A 12192-nucleotide genomic window follows, 5' to 3' on the forward strand; every position below is an offset into this window, starting at 1 on the left:
ACTATAGGTGCAAGATGAAGTTGCAATTTCTACAACATGCAGATTTATCCAATATTGTTGATACTTTAATTAGTCTCTCAGTTGCTTTTGTTTTAGGAGCATTAATTGGATTTGAACGTCAATATAGGCAACGGACTGCTGGTCTTCGAACCAATGTACTCGTCGCTGTAGGCGCTGCAATTTTTGTGGATGTTGCAACAAATCTTACTGGAGCAGATGGCGCTGTTCGGGTCATTGCTTATGTGGTTTCAGGGATTGGTTTCTTGGGCGCAGGTGTGATTATGCGTCAAGAAGGTAATATCCATGGCTTAAATACCGCAGCGACTTTGTGGTGTTCTGCTGCGGTTGGAGCGGCGGCAGGTTCCGATTTAATTATTGAAGCTATACTGGCAACAGCTTTTATTTTATCTGCCAATACGCTATTGAGACCGATTGTTCATATCATTGACCGCCGTCCATTAGACGATGACACAGAAGTCTTGCATGTCATTTACATCATATGTGACCGCAGTCAGAGTAAAGTGGTTATGGATGAGTTAAACCTAACGTTAAAGCATCACAATTATCCTGCTAAAGACATTGATGTGACACCTTTTGGAGAGAAAGAAGTTGAGATAGAGGTGACGCTTATTGCGACTTCAATTGAGACAGAAGAAGCACAGCATATTATTAACCACTTAAATGCAATGCCACAAATACGGCAAGCTTTTTGGGATAAAAACGCAATTAATTAATTTAATAAGACTTTGCACTTAACTGTTTATGAAATGCTCTAAATGGTTAAGCGCAAAGTTTTTATTTTAGACCTTATTTTCTAGCCTTAAACTTAAGAACTACAAATACAATAATACCGACAATTAGTCCCCAAAATGCCGAACCTATACCGAAAAATTGGATACCCGAAGCACTACATAAAAAGGTAAATAATGCGGCCTCACGGTCTTCAACAGGGCCAAATGCAAGTGCAATGTTATGGCTAATGGTACCAAGTAATGCAATACCTGCTAAAGCTACAATAAAAATATGAGGAAAAGACATGAGCAAGCTTGTCAGTGTTGCTGCAAATAGTCCCATCAATGCATAGAAAAAACCAGAGCTTATGCCAGCAATATAGCGTTTGCTTGGGTCAAGATGAACCTGATCGTCAAGGCATACAGCCGCACTAATCGCGGCAATATTGACGCTATAACAACCAAAAGGTGCAAGCAAAACTTGGGTTAAACCGGTCCAGCCAATGAGTTGGTTAACATGTGGTTTATAGCCATAACTCTTAATCATGGCAATACCGGGTAAATACTGCGAAGCCATACTAATCACAAAAAGAGGTAACGCTAAGCCCAAAAGAGCCGACCAGCTAAAGACAGGACTAATCCAAACAGGTCTAGCCAAAGACCAGTGAAGTGTAGGCATATGAAAGTCTAAAAACACAGGACAGAGCACAACACCAGCAAGTGCTGTGAACACGATGCTATAACGCGGCCATAATCTTTTTGTAATGATATAAATGACGAGCAAAGATAAAACGAATGCCCAATCATTTTGTAAACTTGCGAAAAGTGAAATACCAAATTTGAGTAAAACCCCTGCAAGCATGGCACTGGTCAAGCTTTGAGGAATATATGAAAGTGCTTTTTGAAAAATTCCTGAAAAACCTAAAATTGCAGTCAGTACACCAACAACTAAAAAAGCACCAATTGCTTCATTTATGCTATATCCACCGCCAGTTGCAATAATTAAGGCGAGACCAGCAGTAGACCAAGCTGTTGCTACAGGGTATTTGAATTTCCAAGAAAGAATAAGTCCTGATAAACCAAGACCCAAACCTAAAGCCCAAAACCATGAGGTAATTTGTTCAGGTGAAGCACCTAAAGCTTGGGCGGCCTGAATCACTAAAATAGCCGAAACACTAATACCAATAAGAAAGGTAATGAAACCCGCGAATACAGCTGGAATAGAAAAATCTTGAAGAATCTTTTGCATGGCTAAATGTTCTAAATCCCTGAAAAATTAATATGTTTCTGCCTACATTTTCAGCTAGGTAAATCTAACAATTTTTTTTAAGAAGGTGCTTTCTATTTTTATCTTAAAAATGAAATAATATTTTTTAAATAGCTATAAATGCTATTATTCATTTCATAAAAATTAATGAATACTGGATATTATTCTTATGGATGAACAAGCTGAAAATTTAACACCGCTTGATCTGAAAATTATGCGTTGTTTACAAGAAAATGGACGCTTAAGTAACGCCGAACTGGCAAAACTTGTAGGTATAAGCACCTCATCTTGTTGGAATCATACCCAGCGTCTTTTTAAAATAGGGGCAATCTTGGATGTTCGTGCGCGAATTAATCCAGCTACAGTACAGCGTGAAACAATTGTATTAGTGGGTGTGGTACTAGACCGTTCAACACCCGATAGCTTTCAAGCGTTTGAACAGGCATCGGGTGGTTTGGAGAATGTTTTAGAATGTTATCTAGTTGCTGGAGAAGTCGATTATTTTCTAAAAATTCGTGTTAAAGATTTGGCTGCTTTTAACCGATTTCATAGTGAGAAAATTATTGCCTTACCAGGAGTAAGGCAGGTTAGAACATTCTTTGTACTCAATGAAGTCAAAACAGATGGCATGCTGGCATTTTAAAAGTTCAGTATGTTCATCTTTATAGGCTAGGCAGATTACATCGTTGAAGTTGCCAACTTTAAACCAAATCCAAAAAATAAAATTCCAACCAAGAAAATACTACTTGCTGCAATTTTATGGTTTTGTTTAAAAAATGCCGAGAGCTTAATTCCAGAGAAAATAAGCGCTGTTAAATAGCTAAAGCTAATAATTTGTAAAATAACCGCTAAAATTAAAAAACTTAAAGCTGGATAAGCGTAATCTGGATTAATAAACTGAACAAAGAAAGATAAGAAAAATAAAATCGCTTTCGGGTTAAGTAAACTAATACTTAAGGCGGTTTTATAAGGGTGAATTTTATCTAAAGTAGGTAAATCAGCCATTTCTGGTTGTGGTTGATTACGCAGTTTCCAGCGTTGAATACTGCCTTGTAAAAGCTTAAACCCTAAATAGGACAGATAAAGTGCACCGACGAGCTTAAGAATAATAAAAACCCAAGGAAATGCTTTTAATAAAGATGCAGCACCCAGTACGGTACAGAGCATTAAAATAAGATCACCAGTAAAAATACCAAGTGCACCCATATATCCTGTTTTAATGCCGTAACGTGAAGCAATTGACATCACATATAGAGAGTTGGGTCCTGGCAATAACACAATTAGGAATGTACCAATAATATATGTTGTTATATCTGTTATGCCGAACACAAGAAACCCAATAAAAAACCGATTTTTGCCATGATAACAAAAATCGGTGATTTTGTATGAAAAGTGCAGTTTTTTAAGGTTTAATTTCCGCATCAATTCCAAAAGATTGACGTAATAAAAAACTTAATTGGTCACGAGCTTTAATAAAACCATCAACACCACCTTGTAAAAGTTGGAAAGCCATTAAGTCATGATTAAGTTCGTCTTTAAAGCTTTGTTCATCTTGAGCAGGTCTAACAATAGCCTCTGCTTGTTTTGATTTAGTCGCATCAAGAGCTGCATCAACTGTACGTGTATCTTGCTCAAGCTGGGTAAGTAGACCAGGAGAGATCGTTAGCAAGTCACATCCTGCAAGTCCAAGCACTTGATCAATACTACGGAAGCTCGCACCCATCACTTGAGTTGGAATATTTTGCTGCTTGTAGTAAGTGTAGATTTTCTTAACTGAAACTACGCCTGGGTCTTTTTCGATTGGGTAAGCGTCTACACCTTCAGCCTTTTTGTACCAGTCTAAGATACGGCCGACAAATGGTGAGATTAAAGTCACTTTTGCATCTGCACATGCTTGCGCTTGGTGTAAACCGAAAAGGAGAGTGAGGTTACAAGCAATCCCTTCAGCTTCAAGTACTTTAGCAGCTTGAATACCTTCCCAAGTCGATGCGATTTTAATCAGAATACGTGACTGATCAATACCATAACCTTTGTAAAGTTCACATAATTCATGTGCTTTTTGAATGGTGGCTTCAGTGTTGTATGAAAGAGCAGCATCAACTTCTGTAGAAACACGGCCTTCAATGAGTTTTAAAATTTCTACGCCAAATTTTACAGTCAAAATATCAATCGTTCTTTCGATTAACTCATCGTTGCTATAGCCTTCTTCTTTGGCTTGATAATAAGCATCTTCAATCAGCTCTTTACTTTCTGGTTGTTCCGCCGCTGCCGTAATTAATGAAGGATTCGTTGTAGCATCTAAGGGACGAAATTTACGAATTGCATCAAGGTCACTACTATCGGCAACAACGGTCGTTAATGTTTTTAATTGGTCAAGTGCTGTATGAGTCATTGATATTCAACATCTTCAGTAATAAATCTTATGTTTTCTTTATAGCACAAACTCTATCCATACTGTCGATATATCAATTGTTATGTTTCAAAGAAAAAAGTTTATGTTGTGCATCTAAATTGAAATTATTTTAAGGGATCTGCTGCATTCGCTTATCGCGAATATAGTCAATCAAAAACCTGGCAGCAGCACCAAGTTCATTTTCACGGCTCCAAACTAAGTCGACGTAATATTCAAAACGCGGTGTAAAATCAAATACATCTAATGCTTTTAGCTTGTTGTTTAACTCAGGGTTTTCTTTAAACATTTCTTGTGGCAGTACCCCCCAACCCAAATTACGTAAAATCATTAGGCATGCGGAGTGGTGGTTGTCTGTACGCCAGTAGTGTTTTGAAAATAATAATTCGGGTTTTAACGTCTCATCTCGACTTGCCACCACAATTTGTCTCGTACCCAAAATCTGCTCATAAGAAACATGCTCTTGGCTTGCGAGCGGATGGGTTTTTGAAATAACAGGAATTAAAGCTTCACGTTTGAGTTCTACAAACTGCTCTCTATTGTCTAAATGTTCACGTTCAAACATAAGGGCCAGTTGGGCAGAGCCATCTAGTAACATGTGAAGTGCATCCTCTTGAGGGGCAGACACAATATTAATTTGTAGGTCAGGGAAGCGGCTTTCTAATAGGCAAACATAGTCGGTCCAATTGGTATGTAACAGCTCAGATACCACAACAATAGTGAGGTTTGGTTCTAGACCAGTACTTAATGCATGGGCGTGTTGTTTCCATTGATTCATTTCAATTAATAGTTGCGCCGTTTTTTCATATAGCACTCGTGCTTCAGCTGTTGGGGTAGGTTCACGGCCTTTACGTTCAAATAATGTCAGGTTCAAATCGATTTCTAAATTAGCAATAGACATGCTTACAGCAGAAGGAACTTTTCCAAGTTTGCGTGCTGCTGCTGAAAATGAACCTGTTTCCATAACGGCTTGGAACATGAGCAATTGTTCTTGATTAATATTCATCTGTCAAAAAAACTGAAAGAACCTGATTGGATTAATCAAAATTATAAAAATAAAATGCACATTATCCAAGTAATTATTGAGTATTTAAAAATGTTGATTTCCAAGAGAAGACTCATTCATGCAATCAGTTATGAAGGAATTTTATTGGTCATCATTGCGATTGCATTAAGTTTTATTTTTAACATGCCGATGGAAGTGACCGGAACACTTGGTGTGTTTATGGCAGTGGTTTCAGTTTTCTGGAATATGATTTTTAACCACTATTTCGAAAAAGTAGAGCATAAATATAATTGGGAAAGAACGATCCCTGTGCGGATTTTACATGCAATTGGTTTTGAGGGTGGTTTGCTGATTGCGACTGTTCCAATGATTGCATATATGATGCAGATGACAGTGATTGATGCATTTATTTTAGATATTGGCTTAACCTTATGTATTTTGGTTTATACATTTATTTTCCAGTGGTGCTATGACCATATTGAAGATAAGTTTTTCCCAAATGCTAAAGCTGCATCACTTCATTAAAATTAACTAGTTAAAGTAAAAAAGCACCCATCAGGGTGCTTTTTTAGGTGAGTCGTAAAATTATTTCTCTACGATTGCTACAACGCCTTCACCACCTGCTGTACAGATCGAGATTAATGCACGACCTGAACCTTTTTGATTAATCAATTTCGCAGCAGTAGCCAAGATACGACCACCAGTTGCAGCAAATGGGTGACCTGCACCTAAAGATGAACCATTTACGTTAAGTTTAGAGCGGTCAATTGAACCTAAAGGTGCATCTAAACCAAGACGTTCTTTACAGAATTTTTCATCTTCCCAAGCTTTTAATGTCGACAATACTTGAGATGCAAATGCTTCATGGATTTCGTAGAAATCGAAATCTTGAAGTTTAAGGTTAGCGCGCTTAAGCATACGAGGTACTGCATAAGCAGGAGCCATCAATAAGCCTTCTTTAGGGCCGTTCTTACCAATGAAGTCAACAGCTGCTGTTTCAGAGAAAGAAAGGTAAGCTAAAACTTCATGACCGTTTTCTTTTGCCCATTCTTCAGATGCAAGCAATACAACAGAAGCACCGTCAGTTAACGGAGTTGAGTTACCTGCAGTCATTGTTGCAGTTTCGCCTTTACCGAAAACTGGTTTTAACTTAGCAAGTTTTTCAACTGTACTGTCTGCACGTAAGTTGTTGTCACGGTTAAGACCTAAGAAAGGAGTCATTAAGTCATCAAAGAAACCACGCTCATAAGCAGCAGCAAGTTTTTGATGGCTGCTTGCAGCTAACTCGTCTTGTGCTTCACGAGTGATACCCCATTCTAAAGCAGTAATTGCTTGGTGCTCACCCATTGAAAGGCCAGTACGTGGTTCGCCATTGCTTGGTGCATCAAGAAGCTTTTTAAAATCAATTTTTGTTAAAGCTTTAAGGCGGTCTTTACCAGTCTTAGCAACATTGAGCTCAAGTAAAACTTTACGTAAACCATCACCTACAGCAATCGGCGCGTCAGAAGTTGTATCTACACCACCTGCAATACCTACGTCGATTTGACCAAGTGCAATTTTGTTGGCAACTACAAAAGCTGCTTGTAAACCTGTACCACATGCAATTTGGATGTCGTAGGCAGGAGTTTCAGGAGCAAGATCTGTGCTCAGTACAACTTCACGAGTCATGTTGAAATCACGGCTGTGTTTCAAAACAGCGCCCGCAACAACTTCACCAATACGCTTACCTTGTAAATTAAAGCGTTCAACCAAACCATTCAATGCTGCTGTCAGCATGTCAGAATTAGACGCTTTGAAATAAGCAGTATTTGAACGTGCAAATGGAATACGGTTGCCACCAATAATTGCAACGCGGCGAACAGTGTTTTGACTCATGGTTTTATCCTGTTGAACAGAAGGTTTGGTTTTTGTTGCTTTTGGTGCTGCAGCTACATTTGAAGATGTAGACGGGGTTGCTGAAGCAGCGCTCTTACTACGAGGGCTACGTGCAGGTGCAGTCGTTGAACGAGTACGTGTCGTTTTTTGTGTATTAGTTGCTGCTTTAGGAGTAGTGCTGTTACGCTTAGCCGTGTTAGAAGCCGACTTTGATGTATTTGACACTTTTTCCTGAGCAGAATTCTCGACTGCTGGATTTTCTTGAGTTGTTTTGCTCATAAGGCTTTTCCAAGCATAATAACGATATTCTTGTAAGCTACCTTAACACAATTCAAATAGACCTGTATTGACTAGAATGACATTGTAGATAGCATTCAGGTCAAGACATCCAGAGATGAACTCAAGTATGATTTGGAGTAACTCTAATGAACGACTGATTTCATATTGTTTCTGTCCATCTCATAACATAATGAAGCCTGTCGTAGAAAATTCATTTCTTTGAGAGATAATAATCATGACTGATCAATACCAAGCATTTACGCAATCTCCTATTGGTAAATTCGTTGTTAAAAATTTGGGTTTACCATCGCCAGTTGCATTAGAGCGTTTTGAAAGTGCTCAGCCAGTAGTGAATGGTGCAGTATTGGTTGGCGCAGCGCCGTCAAGTGTATTGTCTGGTGAGATTGCACAAGTACTTAGCAATATTCATGCTGACAGCTATGTAGGCAATAATGTTGCATTACAGCAAGAAGCTGCAAAAGTTGGTTTAAATTTACGCCCATTCAATGCAGGCGACAAAGAATCAAAATTCAAAGCAGTTGTATTCGATGCGTCTGGTATTCAAAACTCAGAACAGTTAAACGAACTTTATAAATTCTTTAATCCGATTGCACGTCAAGTTGCAACTTCTGGTCGTGTAATTGTGATTGGTACAACGCCTGAAACTGCAAAAACTGTAAAACAGGCGATTGCTCAGCGTGCACTTGAAGGTTTTATCAAATCTGTAGGTAAAGAGTTTAAAAAGGGTATTACTGCACAAGTTGTTTATGTAGACGAAGGTGCTGCTGCAAACCTTGAATCAACTTTACGTTTCTTGCTTTCTCCACGTTCAGCTTATGTGTCTGGTCAAGTAATTCGTGTATCTAAAGCAGATGTAGTTGATGTTGATTGGGCAAAACCACTTGCTGGTAAAACTGCATTGGTAACTGGTGCAAGCCGTGGTATTGGTGAAGCAATTGCACATGTGTTGGCGCGTGATGGCGCTCATGTTATTTGTTTAGATGTACCACAACAACAAGCTGACCTTGACCGTGTAGCTGCTGACATTGGTGGTTCTACATTGGCAATTGACATTACTGCTGCCGATGCAGGCGAAAAAATTAAAACTGCTGCGGCAAAACAAGGCGGTTTAGATATTATCGTTCATAATGCAGGTATTACTCGTGACAAAACTTTGGCAAACATGAAGCCAGAGCTTTGGGACTTGGTCATTAACATTAACTTGTCTGCTGCTGAACGTGTAAATGACTACTTGTTAGAAAACGATGGTCTAAATGCAAATGGCCGCATTGTTTGTGTATCATCAATTAGTGGTATTGCTGGTAACCTTGGTCAAACCAACTATGCTGCATCTAAAGCTGGTGTGATTGGTCTAGTGAAATTTACTGCGCCTATCTTAAAAAATGGTATTACCATTAACGCAGTAGCACCTGGCTTTATCGAGACTCAAATGACTGCGGCAATTCCATTTGCAATTCGTGAAGCTGGTCGCCGTATGAATTCAATGCAACAAGGTGGTTTACCTGTTGATGTAGCAGAAACAATTGCATGGTTTGCATCAACTGCGTCTACTGGTGTAAACGGTAACATTGTACGTGTGTGTGGTCAAAGCTTGTTAGGCGCTTAAGCACTTTTAGCAAAATAGGGGTGCTTGTGCATCCCTTTTTTATTCAAGAATCTATAAATTATAAAAGGTTAGGTATGAATACTCGTCATTTTAGCCAACTACCAAAAGCGGCATTGGCTTATCCAAAAGTAGTACAAGGCTTAATTTTTAAAAAGCCTCAGGGGCCAAAAATCTTGCCACAGGTTGAATATGTGGTAGACCGTCTTGAAATTGATCAGAGCCATCTCAAAGCTTATAACGAAGTATGTGGCTTCCAAAATAATGGTTTTGTACCGGCAATTTATCTGGCTGTGCTTTCTCAAAGTTTGCAAATGCACATGATGACAGCAGAAGCCTTTCCATTTCCAATTTTAGGTTTAGTGCATATCCGTAACCAGATTAAACAAACCAGACCAATTGGTGTAACTGAAAAACTCACTCTGTCATGTAAATTTGGGGAACTAAAACCACATGATAAAGGTGTTCAGTTTGACTTTATTACTACGGCAAAAGTTGGCAATGAAGTAGTGATGGAAGGTTTAACGACTTATTTATCTCGCCAAAAAGTCGAGAAAAGAGTAGGTGAGAAAGCTAAAGAAGAACAAGCGCCAGCTTATGTTCCAAAGGCAGAGTGGGATATTTTAGAAAACACAGGCCGCCGTTATGCGAAAGTGTCTGGTGATTTTAACTTAATTCATATTCATGCCATTACAGCAAAAGCATTTGGCTTTAAACAGGCCATTGCGCATGGTATGTGGAGCAAGGCTAAAGCATTAGCGAATCTTGAGTTACCTAATGCTTATGAAGCAGATGTCTGGTTTAAGCTACCAATGTTCTTACCATCAAAAGTTGAGTTTTTAACTGCTAATACAGACAAAAAGACTGACTTTTTGATTCGTAATGCAAAATCGAAAAAACCGCATGTTGCAGGAACAGTAAAAGCATTATAAAAATATCAGCAGCCTGAACAGAGGTTTGGGTTGCTTTTGAGCAAAATAACAAAAAATGCAAGGAACTTCATGTGATTAAAGAAATTTTACTGGCCGATACCCATAACTATCACGGTATTTTAGATGAACGTTTTATTGATTTAGCCCACCAATTTAGCCGTCTTCAAGATGCTAGAACAGGACAAGGTGGTGCTGCATTAGCGGTTTATTTTAGAGACCAGAAAGTTGTAGATATCTACACCGGTCTAAAATCACAAAATGAAGCTTGGCAACCTGACACTTTAGCAGTTTGCTACTCTACAGGTAAGGGTGTACTTGCAACCTTGGCGCATATTTTAGTCAGTGAAGGTTTTTTAGAATATGATAAACCGATTGCGACTTATTGGCCTGAGTTTGCTCAAAATGGTAAAGAGCAAATGACTTTACGCCATGTGCTGAGCCATCAAAGTGGTATGTTTGATATTCGAAATATCATCGAAAGTGCGAGGGAAATGCTGGACTGGTCACATATGTTAGATGTGATGGCAGCCACCAAGCCAAGATTCCTTGCAGGACAGGGCAATGCATATCAAGCCTTAACATTTGGTTGGCTTGTCGGTGGCGTGCTTGAAAAAGCAACTGGTCAATCTTTAGATCAGCTCATGCAAAAATATCTTGTTGAACCGTTGCAGTTAGACGGTGCTTATTTTGGTACACCTGCAAGCGAACTGGATCGAGTAGCACGGTTAATTATTCAACCAAAATCAGAAAAACCAGCACCTACTCAAACTGAAAAAACTAACAAACCTCAGCCGCGCAAAAGTTCTCTTTCTGAAAAAATGATTACGTGGACTGGGCAGGACCCACAAGACTTTCAAGATGCCATGATTCCAAAAGGAATGAAGAATTTTAGTTTCTTTAGTGATGAGGGATTACAAGCAGTTATTCCGGCAGCAAATGGTACATTTACTGCAAATAGTCTTGCTAAAATTTATGCGATGCTAGCAAATCAAGGCGAATGGAATGGACAACAACTCATTCGCCCAGAAGTATTTAAAGAACTCAGTACCATTCAAAGTTATGCACGTGATCGTGTCATGCCAATTCCGATGAATTGGCGCTTAGGATATCACCGCATTATTACGATGGGTAAACGCGCTAAAAATGGATTTGGACATATTGGTTACAATGGTTCAGGCGCATGGTGTGACCCTGAGCGTGATCTTAGCTTTGCTTATACCCATAACTTTCAAATTGGTTCAATCACGGGTGATTACCGTTTGTGGGGGCTGACTCAAGAAGCCTTACGTTGCACTGACCAAATTTTAAAAGGTCGTAAAGGTTGGTTCTAATTTTAGTGTTTTAAAGCTGGTATTCTAATTAATGCCAGCTTCTATATTTATAGTAATTCTAGATGAATAATTGCTTCGGTATGGCGCTTAAAGTCTTCTTCAGCTAAACCTTGTAAACCAAGTTGATAAATACCTTCTAATCCACATACAAAGGCAATGAGCCGCCAAGCTATGTCTGTTGAATTAGATGTATTTTTAAATTCACCTTCTTTCTTGCCACATTCAATCGCTTCCACAATAGATTCATGCCAACTTTGCATGGCAAGGTTATACGCCTTTCTTATTTCTGCATCTTGTTCAATTAAGAGTTCTGCTTCATTCCATAATCGTAAGTAGGGCTGAAGTCTGTCGATATTTTCTGCACCTAATAAAATGAAGAGTCTTTGAAATTGGCTAGTGGTTTTTAAGGTTTGCTCAATTTCATCAAGTTGTTCCATGAGCTTTAAAAAAGCTTCAGCTTTTAAATGAGATGCCGACGAAAAGTGGTGGTGAACTTGTCCAGTTGATGTTTGTGCTTCTGTTGCGATTCGGCGTACCGTCATGGCTGTAAAACCTTCAGCCAAAGCAACTTGCATGGCAGCTTGCAGAATCATTTCTCTGCGTTGATCGCGATTAAGATAGGCCATGTTTCTTTCACCTGACTGAATTCGGCACAAATTACATTAAAACTAAAAGTTGGACAAGTGTCCAATTGTGTATATAATAATCATAATTTGAACACATGTCCAAGTTTTGGA

The 12192-nt window shown here is 38.9% G+C and carries 12 protein-coding genes; 6 read left to right on the forward strand and 6 right to left on the reverse strand.

Annotated features, from left to right (window positions below):
* The first annotated feature begins 14 nt into the window (after positions 1-14).
* A complete protein-coding gene (locus ABFY81_RS17725) occupies positions 15-734 on the forward strand; it encodes an MgtC/SapB family protein (RefSeq protein ID WP_004701047.1) in 720 nt (239 codons plus the stop codon).
* Positions 735-807: 73 nt separating this feature from the next.
* Here ABFY81_RS17725 and ABFY81_RS17730 read toward each other — a convergent pair whose 3' ends face one another.
* Positions 808-1980: a benzoate/H(+) symporter BenE family transporter gene (locus tag ABFY81_RS17730; RefSeq protein WP_347914299.1), complete on the reverse strand. Its 1173-nt coding sequence runs from the start codon at positions 1978-1980 to the stop codon at positions 808-810.
* Between the two features lie 187 nt (positions 1981-2167).
* Between ABFY81_RS17730 and ABFY81_RS17735 the strand changes: the two genes are divergently transcribed.
* A complete protein-coding gene (locus ABFY81_RS17735) occupies positions 2168-2641 on the forward strand; it encodes an Lrp/AsnC family transcriptional regulator (protein WP_004701051.1) in 474 nt (157 codons plus the stop codon).
* Between the two features lie 35 nt (positions 2642-2676).
* Here the strand turns inward: ABFY81_RS17735 and leuE are convergent, their stop codons facing one another.
* The 3 genes from leuE to ABFY81_RS17750 all read right to left on the reverse strand — a co-directional run bounded on the left by leuE (position 2677) and on the right by ABFY81_RS17750 (position 5414).
* Positions 2677-3327 carry a leucine efflux protein LeuE gene (gene leuE / locus ABFY81_RS17740; protein WP_004701054.1) on the reverse strand — a complete coding sequence of 217 codons (651 nt, stop codon included), beginning with the start codon at positions 3325-3327 and terminating at the stop codon, positions 2677-2679.
* Positions 3328-3400: 73 nt separating this feature from the next.
* Complete coding sequence (gene tal, locus ABFY81_RS17745) at positions 3401-4390, reverse strand: transaldolase (protein ID WP_013197424.1); 990 nt, start codon at positions 4388-4390, stop codon at positions 3401-3403.
* A gap of 130 nt (positions 4391-4520) precedes the next feature.
* Positions 4521-5414, reverse strand: coding sequence for a LysR family transcriptional regulator (locus ABFY81_RS17750; protein WP_347914300.1), 894 nt, complete (start codon positions 5412-5414; stop codon positions 4521-4523).
* A 90-nt stretch (positions 5415-5504) separates the two neighbouring features.
* On the opposite strand from ABFY81_RS17750, the gene aceI reads away from it, so the two are divergent.
* Complete coding sequence (aceI, locus tag ABFY81_RS17755) at positions 5505-5939, forward strand: chlorhexidine efflux PACE transporter AceI (protein WP_005135057.1); 435 nt, start codon at positions 5505-5507, stop codon at positions 5937-5939.
* 60 nt (positions 5940-5999) lie between these two features.
* Here aceI and ABFY81_RS17760 read toward each other — a convergent pair whose 3' ends face one another.
* Positions 6000-7568, reverse strand: coding sequence for an acetyl-CoA C-acetyltransferase (locus ABFY81_RS17760; protein ID WP_004701062.1), 1569 nt, complete (start codon positions 7566-7568; stop codon positions 6000-6002).
* Positions 7569-7803: 235 nt separating this feature from the next.
* Here ABFY81_RS17760 and ABFY81_RS17765 point away from each other — a divergent pair, with 235 nt between their 5' ends.
* From ABFY81_RS17765 to ABFY81_RS17775, 3 genes are all read left to right on the forward strand, one after another.
* Entirely contained in the window at positions 7804-9195 is a 1392-nt protein-coding gene (locus tag ABFY81_RS17765; protein WP_347914301.1) for a 3-oxoacyl-ACP reductase, read from the forward strand.
* Positions 9196-9269: 74 nt separating this feature from the next.
* Positions 9270-10124 (forward strand): MaoC/PaaZ C-terminal domain-containing protein, encoded by an 855-nt coding sequence (locus tag ABFY81_RS17770; RefSeq protein WP_019458677.1) that lies wholly within the window; start codon positions 9270-9272, stop codon positions 10122-10124.
* A 71-nt stretch (positions 10125-10195) separates the two neighbouring features.
* Positions 10196-11455, forward strand: a complete 1260-nt coding sequence (locus tag ABFY81_RS17775; RefSeq protein WP_347914302.1) for a serine hydrolase domain-containing protein — start codon at positions 10196-10198, stop codon at positions 11453-11455.
* A gap of 47 nt (positions 11456-11502) precedes the next feature.
* Here ABFY81_RS17775 and ABFY81_RS17780 read toward each other — a convergent pair whose 3' ends face one another.
* The gene (locus ABFY81_RS17780; RefSeq protein ID WP_347914303.1) at positions 11503-12081 is read right to left on the reverse strand and encodes a TetR family transcriptional regulator; all 579 of its coding nucleotides are present in this window, start codon (positions 12079-12081) and stop codon (positions 11503-11505) included.
* Between the last annotated feature and the right edge of the window lie 111 nt (positions 12082-12192).

The sequence above is a fragment of the Acinetobacter sp. WA-87 genome (genome assembly GCF_039938935.1).
Taxonomy (GTDB): domain Bacteria; phylum Pseudomonadota; class Gammaproteobacteria; order Pseudomonadales; family Moraxellaceae; genus Acinetobacter; species Acinetobacter seifertii.